Source organism: Actinoalloteichus fjordicus, from assembly GCF_001941625.1.
Lineage (GTDB): Bacteria > Actinomycetota > Actinomycetes > Mycobacteriales > Pseudonocardiaceae > Actinoalloteichus_A > Actinoalloteichus_A fjordicus.
The window spans coordinates 772,831-789,826 of record NZ_CP016076.1 but is presented as its reverse complement, the minus strand read 5'-3'; the positions used below and the strand labels follow the sequence as shown (position 1 = coordinate 789,826).

The 16,996-nt window shown below is 70.3% G+C and carries 12 protein-coding genes and 1 tRNA gene; 5 read left to right on the top strand and 8 right to left on the bottom strand.

The window, feature by feature from the left end; translation table 11 throughout:
* Positions 1-99: 99 nt before the first annotated feature.
* On the bottom strand, positions 100-804 hold the full coding sequence (locus tag UA74_RS03710; RefSeq protein WP_075738933.1) for a GntR family transcriptional regulator: 705 nt from the start codon (positions 802-804) through the stop codon (positions 100-102).
* Between the two features lie 130 nt (positions 805-934).
* Here UA74_RS03710 and UA74_RS03705 point away from each other — a divergent pair, with 130 nt between their 5' ends.
* Complete coding sequence (locus UA74_RS03705) at positions 935-2,683, top strand: IlvD/Edd family dehydratase (protein ID WP_157433975.1); 1,749 nt, start codon at positions 935-937, stop codon at positions 2,681-2,683.
* 44 nt (positions 2,684-2,727) lie between these two features.
* Entirely contained in the window at positions 2,728-4,197 is a 1,470-nt protein-coding gene (locus UA74_RS03700) for a GntP family permease (protein ID WP_075738929.1), read from the top strand.
* A 68-nt stretch (positions 4,198-4,265) separates the two neighbouring features.
* On the opposite strand, the gene UA74_RS03695 is transcribed toward UA74_RS03700, so the two are convergent.
* The 4 genes from UA74_RS03695 to UA74_RS03680 all read right to left on the bottom strand — a co-directional run bounded on the left by UA74_RS03695 (position 4,266) and on the right by UA74_RS03680 (position 11,088).
* The gene (locus UA74_RS03695; RefSeq protein ID WP_075738927.1) at positions 4,266-5,288 is read right to left on the bottom strand and encodes a MazG family protein; all 1,023 of its coding nucleotides are present in this window, start codon (positions 5,286-5,288) and stop codon (positions 4,266-4,268) included.
* A gap of 25 nt (positions 5,289-5,313) precedes the next feature.
* Positions 5,314-6,261, bottom strand: coding sequence for a SurA N-terminal domain-containing protein (locus tag UA74_RS03690; RefSeq protein WP_075738925.1), 948 nt, complete (start codon positions 6,259-6,261; stop codon positions 5,314-5,316).
* A 12-nt stretch (positions 6,262-6,273) separates the two neighbouring features.
* A complete protein-coding gene (gene mfd / locus UA74_RS03685; protein ID WP_232237614.1) occupies positions 6,274-9,960 on the bottom strand; it encodes a transcription-repair coupling factor in 3,687 nt (1,228 codons plus the stop codon).
* 177 nt (positions 9,961-10,137) lie between these two features.
* Positions 10,138-11,088 (bottom strand): potassium channel family protein, encoded by a 951-nt coding sequence (locus tag UA74_RS03680; protein WP_075738923.1) that lies wholly within the window; start codon positions 11,086-11,088, stop codon positions 10,138-10,140.
* A 452-nt stretch (positions 11,089-11,540) separates the two neighbouring features.
* On the opposite strand from UA74_RS03680, the gene UA74_RS03675 reads away from it, so the two are divergent.
* Positions 11,541-12,107, top strand: coding sequence for a DUF4291 domain-containing protein (locus tag UA74_RS03675; RefSeq protein WP_075763810.1), 567 nt, complete (start codon positions 11,541-11,543; stop codon positions 12,105-12,107).
* 31 nt (positions 12,108-12,138) lie between these two features.
* Here the strand turns inward: UA74_RS03675 and UA74_RS03670 are convergent, their stop codons facing one another.
* The 3 genes from UA74_RS03670 to UA74_RS03660 form a co-directional block, all read right to left on the bottom strand.
* The gene (locus UA74_RS03670) at positions 12,139-12,741 is read right to left on the bottom strand and encodes a Uma2 family endonuclease (RefSeq protein ID WP_075738919.1); all 603 of its coding nucleotides are present in this window, start codon (positions 12,739-12,741) and stop codon (positions 12,139-12,141) included.
* Between the two features lie 83 nt (positions 12,742-12,824).
* A complete protein-coding gene (locus tag UA74_RS03665) occupies positions 12,825-13,424 on the bottom strand; it encodes a TetR/AcrR family transcriptional regulator (RefSeq protein ID WP_075763809.1) in 600 nt (199 codons plus the stop codon).
* A 146-nt stretch (positions 13,425-13,570) separates the two neighbouring features.
* Positions 13,571-14,524 (bottom strand): acyl-CoA desaturase, encoded by a 954-nt coding sequence (locus UA74_RS03660; RefSeq protein WP_075738915.1) that lies wholly within the window; start codon positions 14,522-14,524, stop codon positions 13,571-13,573.
* Between the two features lie 490 nt (positions 14,525-15,014).
* Here UA74_RS03660 and UA74_RS03655 point away from each other — a divergent pair.
* A tRNA-Gln gene (locus UA74_RS03655) sits at positions 15,015-15,085 on the top strand.
* Positions 15,086-15,159: 74 nt separating this feature from the next.
* Positions 15,160-16,899 (top strand): sensor domain-containing diguanylate cyclase, encoded by a 1,740-nt coding sequence (locus UA74_RS03650; protein ID WP_075738913.1) that lies wholly within the window; start codon positions 15,160-15,162, stop codon positions 16,897-16,899.
* Positions 16,900-16,996: the final 97 nt, after the last annotated feature.

The window sequence follows — 16,996 nt, the reverse complement described above, 5'->3', positions numbered from 1 at the left end:
CGCTCGACCTTACGCAGCGTGGTCCAACAAGATCATGACAATCCGCTCATCGGCCGTGCCGAATGCACCGAAGCCTTCGCTCGCTCCGGCCAGGTCCGGTCAGCGCTGCGGCGGCCTGCCTGCCGACGGACCGGGGGTGATGTCCAGGACGCGCCGCAGGTAGGCGTCGCGCGAAGGCAGCAGATGCGCTCGGCACATCTCGGCCAGCAGATCGGAGTCCTGATCCTGAAGCGCGCGGATCATCGTCCAGTGTTCGGTGCGGCTGCGTTGCAGGAAGTCCGGCTCGGTGACGGTGACGGACCGGATGGCGTGCGCGATCTGGGCGTGCCGTCGGATCGCCTCCACGAGCACCGCGTTGTCGGACAGCGCGAACAGCAGCTGATGAAAGGTCATGTTGGCCTTGACCACGGCACGGAGATCGCCGTGCTCGACGGCCGTGTCATGCCGGCGCTGGACGTCGATCAGCTCCGCGATGCGGGCCGGGTCGGCCGGGAGGGCGATGAGTCGCGCGCAGTGCACCTCGAGCAGTTCGCGCACGTCGTAGAGATCGCGCACGTCCTTGGCCGTGTAGGCCCGGACGAACGCGCCCACGTGCGGCCGTCGCTCCACCAGGCCCCGGTTCTCCAGGTCGTGCAGGGCTTGGCGCACCGCGTGCCGCTTCGCCGCGAACCGGCTCATCAGCTCGTCCTCGACCAGCCGTTCCCTCGGGTACCGCAGTCCGAGGACGATCTCCTCCTCCATGAGGTCGGCGAGGTCGACCCTGGCATCGGGCACGGCCGAGTTCGGCGAGGTCGCACCTGGCACTGACCGGCACCTCCTTCGATCGATCGCACGCTCTTCCGACGCTGATCAGCCTCTCACGATGCTTGCGCACCGTCCGGAGGCATGGTTCCATGCGGGCATTTCATCGGCGAGATTATCGATAATGAGGTCAATGATGACGGGTAGCGGTCCGGGGCCTGCGGGATTGCGCGGGAAGCTGACGAACTACGGAGACGCCGATTTCGCGCTCTTCCTGCGTAAGGCCTTCATCAAGGGAGCGGGGTACACCGACGACGCGCTGGATCGCACCGTCGTCGGCATCGTCGACACCGGCAGCGGCTTCAACCCCTGCCACGGCAACATGCCCCAGCTCATCGAGGCCGTGAAACGCGGCGTGCTGCTCGCGGGCGGGCTGCCGGTGGAGTTCCCGACCATCTCGCTGCACGAGAGCTTCTCGCAGCCCACCAGCATGTACCTGCGCAACCTCATGTCGATGGACACCGAGGAGATGCTCCGCGCCCTCCCGGTCGACTCCGTCGTCCTCATCGGCGGCTGTGACAAGACGGTGCCCGCCCAACTCATGGGCGCGGCCTCCGCGGGACTGCCCGCCATCACCCTGGTCACCGGATCGATGCTCACCGGATCGCATCGCGGCACCAGGGTCGGCGCCTGCACCGACTGCCGAGGCTTCTGGGGGAAGTACCGAGGCGGCGAGATCGACGACGCGGAGATCGCCGAGGTCAACCCGAGCCTGGTCGGCAGTGTGGGCACCTGCTCCGTCGCGGGCACGGCGAGCACGATGGCCTGCATCGCCGAGGCCGCAGGCGTCGCCCTGCCCGGCAGCGCCACACCGCCCGCCGTCACGGCCGACCGGATGCGCATCGCCGAACTCACCGGCCGACGCGCCACCGAGATCGCCGAGGAGAACCTCACGATCGACAAGATCCTCACCGAGGAGGCCTTCGAGAACGCCCTGCGCGTCCTGCTCGCCGTGGGCGGCTCCACCAACGGCATCGTGCATCTGGCCGCCGTGGCGGGCAGGCTCGGCTTCACCCTCGACCTGGACCGCTTCGACGCGATGAGCAGGCAGACCCCGGTCCTGGTCAACCTCAAACCCGCAGGCACCCACTACATGGAGGACCTGCACAAGGCGGGCGGCGTGCCTCGGCTGCTCGCCGAGCTGCGCGACCTGCTCAACCTGGACGCACCCACCATCACCGGCCGCACGATCGGCGAGGAGCTGGCCGCCGCGCCCGCGCCGTTCCCGCAGGAGGTCATCCGACCGCGTACCGACCCGATCTACCCCTCGGGAAGCATCGCCGTGCTGCGCGGCAATCTCGCGCCCGCAGGCGCCGTCATCAAGCAGGCCGCCGCCGACCAGAACCTGCTCGAGCATCGCGGCCGCGCGGTCGTCTTCGAGAACTCGAAGGACATGGCGCTGCGCATCGACGGCGAGGATCTCGACGTCGAGCCGGACGACGTCCTCGTGCTGAAGAACATCGGCCCGGTGGGTGCCCCCGGCATGCCGGAGGCGGGCTACATCCCGATTCCCCGCAAGCTCGCGCGCCGAGGCGTCAAGGACATGGTGCGCATCTCCGACGGCCGTATGTCCGGCACGGCGGGCGGCACGATCGTGCTGCACGTGTCGCCGGAGGCCGCGATCGGCGGGCCGCTGAAGCACGTCCGCGACGGCGACACGATCCGACTCAGCGTCGCCGACCGGATCGTGGAACTCGAGGTGTCCGACGAGGAGCTTCGCCGCCGCGCCGCCGCGCCGACCGAGATCCCGACGCCGCCGTCGGGCAGCGGGCGGGGTTACCGGCGGCTCTATCTGGAACAGGTCACCCAGGCCGAGGAGGGCTGCGACTTCCGCTTCCTCCAGGCCGAGACCCGACGCGGATCGGTCCCCCGCGAGCACTGATCGGCGGCAGGCCGACGACGAAACGACACATCAACGAGGATGTCATGCAGAGCACTGCTTGGATGTTGACCGCCGCCGGTCTCGCGATAGGCCTGCTTCTCTTACTCGTCATCAAGTTCAAGTTCCAGCCGTTCGTCGCGCTGCTGATCGCAAGCATCGGCTTCGGCCTGTCGACCGGCATGCAGCCCGTCGCACTCGTCGATCTCATGGTCGATCAGATGGGCGGCGCCCTCGGTCAGGTCGCACTCGTCATCGGGCTCGGCGCGATCTTCGGCGAGGTGCTGCAACGGGCGGGCGCCGCCGAGCGCCTCGCGACGACCCTCATCGACCGGTTCTCCGACCGCAACGTCGCCTGGGGGCTGGGCTTCGCGGGGTTCCTGGTGTCGATCGCGGTGTTCATCGACGTCGCGATCGTCATCCTGGTGCCGATGCTCTACAGCATCGCGCGCCGGACCGGCCGGTCCCTGCTCTTCTACGGGATTCCGCTGTGTGCCGGTCTGAGCGTCACGCACACCTTCATCCCGCCCACGCCGGGCCCCATCGCCACCGCCGGGATCATGAACGCCGATCTCGGTCTGGTGATCCTCTTCGGCGTGATCTGCGGACTGCCCGCGATGCTCGTCGCCGGACCGATCTTCGGCCGCTTCATCTCGAAGCGGATCTTCGTCCCGGTGCCCGAGGACATCGCGGCGCCCAGCCCGGTGGTGGCGGGCGGGAGGTCCTCCGATGGCGCGCCCGCCGCCGCGACTCCGGACGCCGACTCGACCTCGGGCTCCGGGCAGTCCGCAGGCCCGACTTCGCCCGGCTCGCCGTCACCCGCTGAGGAGCCCGTCCGAGAACTCCCGAGCTTCCTCTCCGTGGTGGGCGCGCTGCTGCTGCCGCTGGTCCTGATCCTGGGCGGCACCACGGGAAGCCTGCTGCTGCAGGAGGGCAGTGCCCCGCACACCGCACTGGCCTTCATCGGGCACCCGGTCATCGCACTGCTGTTGACCTGCCTCTACACGCTCTACTTCTTCGGCGTGCGGCGCGGCTCGTCCGGCGACGAGCTGCAGAAGATGGCGACCAGGGCCCTCGCGCCCGCAGGCGTGATCATCCTCATCACCGGGGCGGGCGGCGTGTTCGGCGGCTTCCTCGTCGAGTCGGGGCTGGGCGAGGTGCTGGCGGACGCGATGCAGGAGTGGAACATCCCGATCGTGCTGTTCGGCTTCCTGACCTCGGCATTGATCCGGATCTCCCAGGGCTCCGGCACCGTCGCGATGATCACCGGGGCGACCCTGACCGCACCACTGGCCGAGAGCATGGACCTCGGCGGTCCCATGCTGGCGCTGACCTGCATCGCCATCGCCTGTGGCGGCACGGCGTTCTCGCATGTGAACGACTCGGGGTTCTGGATGGCGAACCGGTACTTCGGCATGTCAGTCGCCGACACGCTGAGGTCGTGGACGGTGATGAAGACGGCCGTCGGCCTCACCGGACTGGCGGTCGTCCTGATTCTCAGCCAGTTCGTGTCCTGAGCGGGTCAGCGCCGAGGTCCGGCAGCGCGAACGCGGCGGGGAGGAGCCGAGCCGCCTCGGCGATCGGGTCAGGCCTCTCCCGGCCAGTGTTCTCGCCAGTCCGCCTCGCTCAGCGCGGCCGGGTCCAGTCCGGCTGCCCTGGCCGCGTCCTCCGCCGCACGCACGCGCCCGGCGAATGCGCGGGCGGCGGCCCGCAGCGCATCCTCGGGATCGCCGCCCTCGCGCCGGGCGAGAGCGGCGGCGCGGAACAGTCGCTCGCCGACGGCGTCACCGGCAGGCAGCAGATCGGCGGGCAGTCTCGCCCGCCCGGTGCGCTGGGCGAGCTTCGCCGCCAGGGCGACGGCGGGCTGGCCGAGCGCGACGCCGTCGATGCTGGACGTGCGCTGCTTCTCGACCTGCTTCAGCTCCTCCCAGCGGCCCTGCTGGCTCGCCGCGTCGACCACCTCGTCATCGGACTCGGCGAAGACGTGGGGATGCCTGCCGACGAGCTTGGTGACCAGCTCCGCCGCCACCGCGTCCACGTCGAAGGGCTCGTGGGTGTCCTCGGCGGCGATCCGCGCGTGGAACAACACTTGGAGCAGGACGTCGCCGAGTTCTTCCCGCAGGGCAGGCCGGTCCTCGTCCTCCAGAGCCTCCAGCAGCTCATAGGCCTCTTCGACCAGGTATTGGCGCAGCGACAGGTGCGTCTGCTCGGCGTCCCACGGACAGCCGCCGGGCGACCGGAGCCGGTCCATCACCTCGACCGCGTCCAGGAGTCGAGCGCCGGACGGCTCGACGCCGACGACGACCGGGGCACCCGCCTCGGACAGCGCCTCGGCGTGCTCGGACTCGACGACGTCGGTGATCAGCACGATCGCCGCCCGCCGCGCCCGCTCCACCAGCTCGGCGACGGGAGGCGGCACCGCGGCGTCCAGCTGCCGCCGGACCTCCGACGGCAGGCCGGGATCGGCGTACACCTCGGCGGCACCCCGGAGCAGCGTCAGGGCGGCGGCGGGCAGCACGGCGCCGAGCCGTGGCGTGCGGACCACCACGGCGGTGCCGGGCGCGAGGGACGGTGACCCGGGCGGCGGGTTCGTCGAGGTCGTCGTCATGCGGTCGTCGCCGAGAGCCTGCCGGTCAGTCGCGCGGGGCGGACCCGGCCACCGGGAAGATCAGTCCGCCTGCCTCGCCCTCGGACGGCGCCACCTGCACCGTCGTCGGGTCCCACACGCCGTAACGGGGGTTGACCTCGATCTGCGCGTCCTGCGAGGCCGCACCCAGCATCCGGAGACCGAACTGCGCACTCATCGAGGGGTCGACCTGGCCTGCTGCCGCCGGGTCGGCGTTCTCCAGGATCTCGCGCTCGTGGATGACCGCGACCATCCACTGACCGCTCTGCGGCTGGGTCTCGAAGGCGACCACATTGCCCTCGGCGGTGCCGAACAGGGCCGTCGCGGCCAGCGCCGGGCTCTCGGCGGGCGTGAGCGGCTGCTGCATGCCGCCGGGCAGCCCGGCCGCGCTGCTCTCCTCGATGATCTCGGCGACCCGGTCGGGCTCGGCCGCGAGCTGCTCGGCGAGCTCGACCGCCTGCTCGCGGCTGGTGGCCTGCACGAAGTCGAAGACGACCCGCACCCGTCCCAGGTACTCGTCGCCCACCTGGCTCAGCAACAGCTGATCGGTGACGTCGGAACGAAGACTCTCCTCGGTGAAGGGCGTGCCCATCACCGCAGCCTGCGCACCGCCGCTCTGCTCGATCATCGCGTCGACCTCGCGCTCGTCGACCGAGATGCCCTCCTGCTCGGCGAACTCGCTGATCAGGCGATGCCGCACCGAGAGGGTGACGATGCTGCGCGACACGTCGTCGATCTGGCCCTGCTCGATCAGCTGCGAGCGCAGGTCCGGCTCGCGCTCGTAGATCGCGTCGAGCCGGGTCTGCACGTCGTCCAGCGAGATCACCGCGTGATCACCGACGATCGCTGCCGCACCGGTCCTGCTCGGCTGGGTCGAACAACCCGTCAGCAGCAGGCCCGTCACTGCGGAGAGCGCAACGATCAACCGAACGGGGCGTCCCGGAAGAGTCCTCACGAGAACACCCTCTCACGAACGGTTGCCCGCAGATGCGGCAGCCGGCGCCGGAACCCCGGCCATCGCCGAGAGGAAACCCTCCGCCCAGGACAGCAGCGCCTCGTCACGCAGCGGCGGCGCCCCGATCCGACCGCCCGCACCGCCCTCGGTGGGGCGCGGCAGCGAGACCAGCCGCAGCGCAGGCTTGTAGGTCGCCTTCGGGTACAGCCGCTCCAGCCGCACGATCTGCGAGTCCCGCAACTCCATCGGGGCGAAGCGGAGCGCGTTGCCCTGCAAGGTCACCTCGGTGACGCCGTACCGGCGGCAGAGCTGCCGGAACGCCGAGACCGCGAGCAGTCGATCGACCTCCACCGGCGGCGGCCCGTAGCGGTCGACCAGTTCGGCCCGCACCGCCGTCAACGCCTCGGCGTCGGCGGAGACCCGCTCGCGGGAGTCCAGCGGCGAGTCGCCCGCCGCCGAGGCGATCTTGCGATACGCCTCCAGCCGCAGCCGCTCCCCCGCCACGTAGTCGTGCGGAATGTGCGCCGTGACCGGCAGGTCGATGCGCACCTCGGCGGGCTCCTCCACCGCGTCGCCGCCCGCGTCGGACCCGGCCTGCTTGCGGAACGCCGCGACGGCCTCGCCGACGAGCCGGACATAGAGGTCGAAGCCGACGCCTGCGATGTGCCCGGACTGTTCGGCGCCGAGGATGTTGCCCGCGCCCCGGATCTCCAGGTCCTTCATCGCCACCGCCATGCCGGAGCCCAGCTCCGAGTTCTGTGCGATGGTCGCCAGCCGATCGTGCGCGGTCTCGGTCAGCGGCTTCTCCGGCGGGTACAGGAAGTAGGCGTATCCGCGTTCCCGTGCCCGGCCGACCCGGCCCCGGAGCTGGTGCAGCTGCGCCAGGCCGAGCATGTCGCCGCGCTCGACGATCAACGTGTTGGCATTCGAGATGTCCAGGCCGGTCTCGACGATCGTCGTGCACACCAGCACGTCGAACTCCCGCTCCCAGAAACCCTGGATGACCTTCTCCAGCCGGTCCTCGTTCATCTGGCCGTGGGCGATGACGATCTTCGCTTCCGGTACCAGCTCCCGAAGCCGCTTCGCGGCCTTCTCGATCGAGGAGACCCGGTTGTGCACGTAGAACACCTGGCCGTCGCGCAGCAGCTCCCGGCGGATCGCCGCGCCCGTCTGCTTCTCGTCGTACTGGCCGACATAGGTCAACACCGGATGCCGTTCCTCCGGCGGCGTGAGGATGGTCGACATCTCCCGGATGCCCGCGAGGCTCATCTCGAGCGTGCGGGGGATCGGCGTCGCCGACATGGTCAGCACGTCGACGTGCGTCCGCAGGGCCTTGATGTGCTCCTTGTGCTCGACCCCGAACCGCTGCTCCTCGTCGACGATCACCAGGCCGAGGTCCTTGTAGCGGATGCCGGTCTGCAACAGCCGATGCGTACCGATCACCACGTCCACGTCGCCCGCCGCGAGGCCGTTGATCACCTCGTCGGATTCCATCTTGTCGGTGAACCGCGACATCCCCTTCACCACCACGGGGAACGAGCGCATCCGCTCGCTGAAGGTGTTGAGGTGCTGCTGGGCGAGCAGCGTCGTAGGTACCAGGACGACGACCTGCTTGCCGTCCTGCACCGCCTTGAACGCGGCCCGCACCGCGATCTCGGTCTTGCCGTAGCCAACGTCGCCGCAGATGACCCGGTCCATCGGCACCGGCCGACGCATGTCCCCCTTGACCTCGTCGATCGCGGCGAGCTGATCGATGGTCTCCGTGTAGGGGAACGCGTCCTCCAGCTCGCGCTGCCAGGGCGTGTCGGGCCCGAAGGCGTGGCCGGGGGCGGACTGTCGGGCGGCGTAGAGCTGGACCAGCTCGGCGGCGATCTCCTTGACGGCCTTACGCGCCCGCGTCTTGGTCTTGGCCCAGTCGGAGCCGCCGAGCCGGTTCAGCGTCGGCAGCTCCCCGCCCACGTAGCGGGAGACCTCGTCGAGCTGGTCCGTCGGCACGAACAGCCGGTCGCCGGGCTGGCCCCGCTTGCTGGAGGCGTATTCCAGAACCAGGTACTCGCGGGTCGCGCCCGCCACGGTGCGCTGCGACATCTCCACGTAGCGGCCGATGCCGTGCTTGTCGTGGACGACGTAGTCGCCAGCGCTGAGGCCCAGCGGGTCGACGGCGTTGCGCCGCCGAGACGGCATCCGCCGCATGTCGCGGGTGGAGGTGCCGCCCCGCCCGCCGGTCAGGTCGGCCTCGGTAAGCACCACCAGCAGCGGGTCCGCCGCGATGAACCCGTCCTCCATGGTGCCGCGCACGATGGTGACGAGCCCGGTCGCGGGCGCCTCGGGCAGTCCGTCGGTGATCAGCCGGACGGGGATGTCAGCGTCCCGGAGCTGCTCGGCGGCGCGCGAGGCCGTTCCCGCGCCGGGAAAGACCAGCACGGCCGCCCCGCCCGCCGCCGTGTGGGCACGCAGATCGGCGAACGCGCGCTCGACCTCGCCGCGATAGGCCTCGACGGGGCGGATGTCGAGCTGGAGGGCGCGCACGCCGCCGACCAGGTCGATCTCGGCGCCCGCGTCGCCGTCCTCGGCGTCGAGGTGAAGCTGGCTCAGCGTCCACCAGGGGCGGCCGGAGGCGGTGGTGTGCTGCTCGATCTCGTCGAGGTCCCGATAGGCGGAGGCGCCCAGGTCGATGGGGGCACCGCCGCCGCCCGCCGCCGCCATCCAAGAGGCCTCCAGGAACTCCTGACCGGTGCGGACCAGGTCGGCGGCCCGGCCTCGGATCTTCTCGGGATCGGCCAGCAGGACGTGGGCCGAGCGAGGCAGCAGGTCGGGCAGCAACGCGAGTTCGCCCTCGCAGAGCGCCGGGATCAGGGCCTCCATGCCCTCGACGGGAATGCCCGCCGCGATCTTGTCCAGCATCTCGGAGAGCTGGGCGTCGGACCGGTGGTCCGCCGCGAGAGCTTCGGCACGGGCCCGAACCGAAGCGGTCATCAACAGCTCTCGGCAGGGCGGGGCGAGCAGCTCCGCGACCGGTTCGGGCAGCGAGCGCTGGTCGGCGACCGCGAAGGCGCGGATCTCGGAGACCTCGTCGCCCCAGAACTCCACCCGCAGCGGGTGCTCGCAGGTGGGCGGGAAGACGTCCAGGATGCCGCCGCGCACGGCGAACTCGCCGCGCTTCTCCACCATGTCGACCCGGCTGTAGGCCAGGTTCGCGAGTCGTTCGACCTGGCTCGCGAAGTCGTGTTCCTCACCGACGCGCAGATGAACCGGCGCGACCTCGCCGAGGCCGGGGGCCAGCGGCTGGATCAGGCTCCGGACGGTCGTGACGACGACCCGCAGCGGGCCGGTGTCCGGCGAGTCCTGCTCCGGGTGGGCCAGTCTGCGCAGCACCGCGAGTCGGCGGCCCACCGTGTCGGCGCGGGGCGAGAGGCGTTCGTGCGGCAGCGTCTCCCAGGAGGGCAGCTCCGCGACCACGTCGCGTCCGATCAGGTCGCCGAGCACGGCGGCGCTCTCCTCGGCCTCGCGGCCGGTCGCGGTGACCAGCAGCACCGGGCGATCGGCGCCCTGCTCCGCGGCCAGCGCCGAGGCGACCAGGGTGCGCAGGGCGGGCGGACCGCCGAGTTCGACGGTGGCCGAGCCCGCCGCGTCGACGAGGTTCTGGAAGGGCTTGCTGCCCAGGAGGGCGGTGAGCAGCCCGGCGAGCGGAGCGGACACGACGGGAGATCTCCTCAGGCGATGACAAACACGACACACCCCTGCCCTGGACAAGGCCGGGGAGGGGTCTCGCCGTCCAGGGTACGGGTGGCGGGCCGCACGGGGCAGCGGATTACCGCCTGCGCCTGCCGTGTCCGCGCCGCCGTGTGGGCGGCCCATCGAGCGGAGAGTGCGAGGTCACACCGGCCCGGCGGCGGGCGGGGAGTCGGCGGGCGGGTCCGGGGGCGGCGCGTCGGCGGGCCGGGAGTCGCCGGGCCCCGCCGAGGAAGCGGGTGCGGAGTCGGCAGCGGCGCCTGCGGTCGGCGCGGAGCGGTCCGTCGCCTGTGTGAGGTCTGCCCGGCGGGTCGGTTCCGGCGCGGCGGCGGCCGAAGCGGTCGACGACGAAGCCGCCTGCGCCGTGCCGTCACCCCGCCGAGGAGCCGGGTCGAGGCCCTGTGCGGCGAGCAGTCTGCCGAGGTCGTTCTCCAGCCCGGACAGCCGAGCCGCGATGACGACGTCGCTCGACCGCTGTGCCCCTTCGCGGGAGGAGGAGATGAACCAGGAGGACATGCCCGCCGTGACCACGCCGAGCAGGGAGATGCCCACCAGCATGAGCGCCGCGGCGACGAGCTGACCGACGTCGGACACCGGGTAGACGTCGCCGTAGCCCACGGTGGTGACCGTGGTGATCGCCCACCACAGCGCGTCGGCGACGGTGTGGATGTTCGAGCCGGGCACGAAGCGCTCGGCCTCGAGGACGGCCAGGGAGCCGACGACCACGAGCACGACCACCGCGAAGACCACGGCCTGACCGGCTCGCAGCACCCCGGCCTTACGGCTCAGCAGCAGCTGGCCCGCCGCGAACACCCGCAGGACCCGAAGCGGGCGGAGCACCGGCAGCACGACGACCAGAACATCAACCGGATGGGTGAGCAGGAAGCGGAGGGGATGCTCGGACAGGGTGCAGCGCACGATCAGGTCGGCGAGGAACACCAGCCAGATCAGCAGGTTCGCGACGCCGAGGGCGACCTGCGACCACCGAGGCGCGCCCAGCCACACGACCTGGACGGCGAAGACGGCGAGGAACAGCAGGGCCAGCACGGTCAGCACCGGCGCGGAGACCCGCTCATACCGCTGCAACCTGCTCATACCGGCCGAGTATCCGGCCCGTCAGCTGCCCGGCAACACGACCGGATCAGTCCGGCGCTGCCGGGTGGCGACGGCGCTGCGGCCGCTGTGCGGAGTCTGTCCTCGGTCCCGCTTCGTCGCGAGCGCGGCTCCGTCGTGAGCGCGGAGCAGCGTGGATGAGCTGCACGGCGACCGGAGGGAGTCAGGAACGGAGTCATGGTGATCGACGACGACGCCCGCAGATGATCCCCCGCTCAACAGGACAGCGGGGATCAAAGCCGGGGTCTCAGATCCGAAGGTCGGCACATCGGCAGGCGGGATCGGCCGGGCCCTCTCCCCCGCCCCGGTATCCGTCCGTTCTCACGGACCGCCCTCGCCCGCTCGCCCGGGCCCGTACCGACCAGGCGTGCCTCGGGGCGAGGCCGGAAGAAAATCAGCTGACCGACGCCGCGCGACGATAGATCATCAGACCCGTGGAACACCGGATTCGCGCCGCCTACGACGACGAGACCATCGTCGTCTACCAGGCGTATTCGCCCCGAGTCGCCCGGCCCGCGCTGGCGGCGGGCACCTTCGTCGCTCCGTTCTCTCGGAGCCGGATGACCTGGATCAAGCCGTCGTTCCTGTGGATGATGTACCGGAGCGGCTGGGCGACGAAGCCCGACCAGGAGGTCGTCCTCGCGATCACTCTGCGGCGGTCCGGCTTCGAGTGGGCACTGCGCAACTCCTGCCCGAGTTCGTTTCGCGCGGGCGTCGACGCCGATCGCGCGGCCTGGCGGGCCAGGCTCGCGGCGAGTCCGGTGCGAGTCCAGTGGGACTCCGATCGCGATCTCCACCTGGCGCGACTGGATCGGCGAGCCGTGCAGATCGGTCTGATCGGGGCGGCGGTTCCCCGGTATGTCGACGAGTGGATCGTCTCGCTCAGGGACGTGACCCCCACGGCCAGGGAGATCCACCGGCTGGTCGGGGCGGGCGATCACGCGGCAGCCGAGGCGCTACTGCCCGAGGAACGTCCGTACTGCGCGGACTCGGACGTCTAGGGCGGCGGATCGCAGGCCGAGTGTGCCGGGCTCACACCCCTGAACTGCGGCGGAAGACCCTGGAATAGAGGCGGTCGACGTCCACGGGAACCGGCACCGGTGCCGAGGTCACGATCGCCGGGTTGTCGGCGTCGATGATCACGCGAGTCACGTACCCGCCGTCGACCAACTCCCCGCAGACGACGGTCGGCGGCTCGCCCACCGTCGGCTCGACGCGCCAGTAGTAGGGCACCCCCGCCTCCGCGTAGGCGGCGGGCTTGGACATCCGGTCCTGCCTGCGGGTGCGCGGCGAGACGATCTCCACGACGAGGGAGACGTCCGAGGCCACGACCTTCGTCGCGCCGTCCTGCGGTGCACGGATGACGGCGAGGTCCGGGATGAATCCCATGCCGGGCGCGAGCCGGACGCCGATGGCGCTGATCACCATGAGGTCGGGCCGGTCGTGCTCCCAGAGCGCATCGTCGACGAGTCGTCTGATCTCGTCGCTGAACGCCTGATGACTGAGCGCCGGAGCGGGGGTCACGTGCAGCCTGCCGCCGATCAGCTCGATCCTCGGGCCCTCGGGATCGTGCTCCAGGCCCTCCCAGTCACCAAGAGAGTACGGATCATCATGATGCGAAAGAGCACTACTCACAGTAGTCACCTCCTCACGCAGGCGTCCGTCGGTCTAGGTCCAGTGTCCCACGGTCCCCGCAGGCGACAAGTCTGCCGCCGGGCTCAATCCTCACGAATGCGCAGGCCCGGGTGCAGCTCGAGGCGCGAGAGGCCGTTCCACGCCAGGTTCACCAGGTGCGCGGCGACCTCGTCCTTCGGCGGCGTCCGCACCTCCAGCCACCACTGGCCGGTCAGCGCCACCATGCCGACGAGCGCCTGGCTGTAGAGCGCGGCCAGGGCGGTGTCATAGCCCCTGGCGCCGAACTGCTCGCCGAAGATGTCCTCGACCTGGCTGGCGATGTCGTTGAGCAGGCTGGAGAAAGTGCCGGTCGCGCTGGCGACCGGCGAGTCACGCACCAGGATGCGGAATCCGTCGCTGGAGTCCTGGATGTAGTCGAGCAGCGCCCCGGCCGCCTGTTCGAGCAGTTCCTTGGGATGGCCTGCCGAGAGTGCCGAGACGATGCGGTCGAGGAGCTGCTCCATCTCGCGGTCCACCACGACCGCGTAGATGCCCTCCTTGCCGCCGAAGTGCTCATAGACGACCGGCTTGCTGACGCCTGCCCGATGAGCGATCTCCTCGATGGAGGCCGCCTCGAAGCCCTTCTCCGCGAACAGCTCCCGGCCCACGTCGAGGAGCTGCCGCCGTCGTTCCTTGCCCGTCATCCGCACTCTGGCGGGGCGCGGCGGTCTCGCCACCGCTTCCGACCCGGTCTGCACCCGCGCTCGTCGCCCCGACATCTGGTTCAGCCTAAGGGGTGGCCCGGCAGCCTCGTGGGAGGTCAGAGCATCTGGCCTGCGGACCGACTCGATCATTCCTCGTTCGCCGAGATCCTGGCGAGCCGCTGGGTGGTGGGCCAGCGCACCTTCGTCGCCCAGCCGAACTTCTCGAAGATCCAGATGAGCCGGGCGGTGATGTCGATCTGACCGCGCTGGACGCCGTGGCGCGCGCAGGTCGGGTCGGCGTGGTGCAGGTTGTGCCACGACTCGCCGAAGGACAGGATCGCCAGCGGCCAGAAGTTCGCCGACTTGTCCCTGGCCTGGAACGGGCGCTCGCCGACCATGTGACAGATCGAGTTCACCGACCAGGTCACGTGGTGCAGCAGTCCGACCCGGACGAGTCCCGCCCAGAAGAAGGCGGTGAACGCGCCCCAGAAGGACCAGGTGATCAGACCGCCGAGCACGCCGGGGAGCAGGAGGCTCACCACGGTCCACAGGCCGAACTGACGCTGCACCCTGGCGATGTCGGGATCGGCCAGCAGGTCGGGGGTGAACCGCTGCGTGTTGGTCAGGTCACGCTCGAACAGCCAGCCCATGTGGGCATGCCAGAACCCCTTGGCCAGGGCCACCGGGGACGTGCCGAACATCCACGGCGAGTGCGGGTCGCCCTCCTTGTCGGAGAACGCGTGGTGCCTGCGGTGATCGGCGACCCAGGTGATCACCGGGCCCTGCAGCGCCATGCTGCCCGCGATGGCGAGGCCGATGCGCAGCGGCCGATTCGCCTTGAACGAGCCGTGCGTGAAGTACCGGTGGAAGCCCGCGGTGATCCCCAGGCCCGAGATGACGAAGAACGCGGCGCCGAGGCCGACGTCCACCCAGCTCAGCCCCCAGCCCCAGGCGAAGGGGACCGCGGCGAACAAGGCGAGGAAAGGAAGGATCACGAAGACGTAGATGCCGAACTGCGCGGAATCGCGTCGTCGCCCGGAGATCACCGGCTTCGGTGATCGGCCTCGTTCGGTCCTAGGGGCATCGAGCGTACTCGTCATGGGCGTCCCTCATCACATCGGCGAAGCGGTCGAAGTGCACCGAAGTTACGGCTACGGAACCGTAACCTACGCCAGCGTAGGTTACGGCGGACACCTTGGCCAGTCCCGGCGGCCAGATCGGATTACCCGCTGGTCGGCCGTCCGAACAGACCTGAATCAGCTTCGTAATCGGGTCCCGACTCGGCGAGGCGGTTCGGGCCGTCACGGCCGCGTTTTCGACCAACGACGCGGACGGCGACGGCAGGTCTCCAGACCCGATGACGTCACGCCGACGACCCGACGAGGACGAGCCGACGAACCCGTCCGGCCGTGGGCGCCGGACCCGTCGTCGCTTCGGCTCCGATTCGCCGGTCTCGCCGAGAACCCGACGAGACCGGCCAGGAAAGAGGAGACGTTCGGGCAGCCGCCATGACCGGCGGACCCCGGTCATGTCACCATGTACGGGCGCGACTTCATGTCGTGACGCCGTGCACGACGCCCCGTCGTGCGGTCCGCCGTGGTGTAACGGCAGCACCTCGGATTTTGGTTCCGATAGTCCAGGTTCGAATCCTGGCGGCGGAGCGTCGCAGGTCGGTGCCCGACCTGCATCAGACGCCCAAGGGAGCACTCGGCACCGTCGAAGTACTCGGCAGGGGATGGCCGCCAGGGGGTGTAGAGCACTGCACAGGGAGTCGGTCGGACAGCGAGATGTCTCGCCTGAGCCCAGCGAGCGATCCGATGCCTGGCTGATCGCGCGTGCCCATGAGCTGATCGTCGCCTCGCAGGTCAACGATCAGCAGCAGCAGTTCTCCACGGCCGACGAGATCAACGAGCTTCTCGACGAAGGACGTCGACGGGGCGAGCCGAGCCTGGTCGCCCAGCTCCTCAGAGCCTCGGCCGTCATCCGCCTGGTCACCAAGGGACACGTCGAACTGGCGGACCCACTGCTCGACGAGCTGATCTCCCACTCCCGGCGCCACGGGCTGACGGTGATGGAGGCCGACGGCCGCGCGCTGCTGGCCCGCCGGATGATACTGGTGAACAACCACGAGGTCACCCTCGACGAGACCGCCAAGGCCCTGGCGATGCTCAACGGCAAGCTCTCCCCCGATCCGCTGATGGGCCGACGCGCGTGGGAACGGCAGGTGTCGCTGGCGCTACAGGACATCGCCCTGGTGCTCACCCAACTCGGGGTCTACGAGATGGCCGACGAGGAGATGACGCGGGCCGACGAGTTCATCCGCAGCAGCGGCGGACCGCATCAGATCTCGGTGCATCTGATCAATCGGACCAGGATGCTGGTGGGCTGGGGCCTCCGGCTGGAGCGGGCCGATCGGATGGACGACGCGGCCGGGCGGTTCGCCCTCGCCTCGGCCATCGCGGTCTCGGTGGAGACCCCGTGGCGAGACTCGCTGCATCCCAGGAGTCATCGCGATCAGCTCGCCGCCGACCAGGTGCCCGTGGTCGGCTCCGCGCACGCCCTGGCCAAGCCCGGCGGCGAACACGTCCCCCGACTCGACAAGCTCCTCCAACGGTCGCGTTACCCGCGCGAGCTGCTGATCACCTCGCTGGCGCTGTCCCGCTGCCTCGAACACGACGGCGACCACGACGAGGCGCTGGAGGTGCTCCGGCACGCCCGCCGCGAGATGGTCGGCGACCCGTCGGAGCCGCCGTTGCAGCTCTCGCTGATCAGGGAGTTCGCCCGGCTCTGCGGCCCGGACGACGGACCGGCGGCGACCACCGCGCTGAGCCAGTACAACGCGGCGCTGGAGAGCGAGCTGTGGATGCTGCGCGAGGTGCGGATGGCCACGCTGATCTCCCGCCGGGATCACGAACGGCTTCGCAGGCAGCACGGGGACATCACCCGGCAGGCGCTCCAGGACCCGCTCACCGGCCTGGCCAATCGGCGCGCGCTCGACGAGCGGATGGACCTGCTCATCGTCGATTCCGACGCGCATCCGCTGTCGGTGGCACTCTGCGATCTCGACGGCTTCAAGGGTGTCAACGATCGCTGTTCGCACGCCGAGGGCGACGACGTTCTGCGCGTCGTTGCCAGCACGCTGCGCGACACCCTCCGAGCGGGCGACGTCGTCGCGCGCTACGGCGGCGACGAGTTCGTCGTCCTCATGCCCGCCACGACGCTCGGCGATGCCGAGGCGGCGCTGGGGCGGGCGGTGGAGGCCGTGCGCGAACTGCCGCAGGACCTGTCGCGGGGCGTCACGCTGTCGGTCGGAGTCGTGGCCGTCACACATCAAGAGGGCAGCGGGCACGCCCTCACCCGTGCGGACGCCGCGATGTATCAGGCGAAGCGCGGGGGCGGCAGTCGGGTATTCGCCCAGCGTCCGACGGTCTCGCTCGGGTTCGAGGACGTCGTGGAACCCGACACGCCCTCCTGACCAGCGACGCCGACCACGCTCGCCGAATCCCCTCCTTCGCGTCGGGGCAGCCGGGAGCACTCCGGAACAGCCCTTAGGATCGGCAGCATCCGTGCCG